Below are 556 nucleotides of genomic sequence, written 5' to 3' on the forward strand. Positions count from 1 at the left end.
ACAACGCAGCCTGCCCGTCGCCCACATTCTCAGATGGTCAATCTTCAGACGGTCTCACCAAGCAGCCGCACAACGCTCATATATCAAATCAAAATTGCAACTGTAGTGCTAAGAAATCGGTGTTTCCTGATTATATTATCTGTTTAGAAGATGGGAAAAAGGTGAAAATGCTCAAACGCCATCTGATGTCAGCATTTGGCCTCACCCCTTCAGCTTATCGTAAAAAATGGGGATTGCCGGCTAATTACCCGATGGTCGCGCCAGCTTATTCAGAACAACGATCACGTTTAGCGCGCTCCTCAGGATTGGGGAATAACAAGTCACAAGAGATTACCGAACTACAGCAAGAAAAATCAGAAGAAGATGCCATTGTGACGCGCTTACCTGAGGTCAAAAGGGGACGTAAAAAGAAACTCGGTTGATTAAGGCTTTTTTCCTGCCCCATGACGCGGATTTCTCACACTTGAGGCAATTTCGGGTCATTTTGTAGAATTCAGTCATCCCACAGGAGCCCGATCTGGAATATTGACGATATTCTGCTTCTGGCGGCGGGTTC

Annotated in this window: 1 protein-coding gene; it reads left to right on the plus strand. The window is 46.4% G+C overall.

The window, feature by feature from the left end; genetic code table 11:
- A partial coding sequence (locus tag GOB86_RS15765) for a MucR family transcriptional regulator (protein ID WP_242012730.1) occupies positions 1-422 on the plus strand: 422 nt, incomplete at its 5' end.
- Positions 423-556 lie beyond the last annotated feature (134 nt).

It is taken from the genome of Acetobacter lambici (assembly GCF_011516885.1).
Taxonomy (GTDB): Bacteria; Pseudomonadota; Alphaproteobacteria; order Acetobacterales; family Acetobacteraceae; genus Acetobacter; species Acetobacter lambici.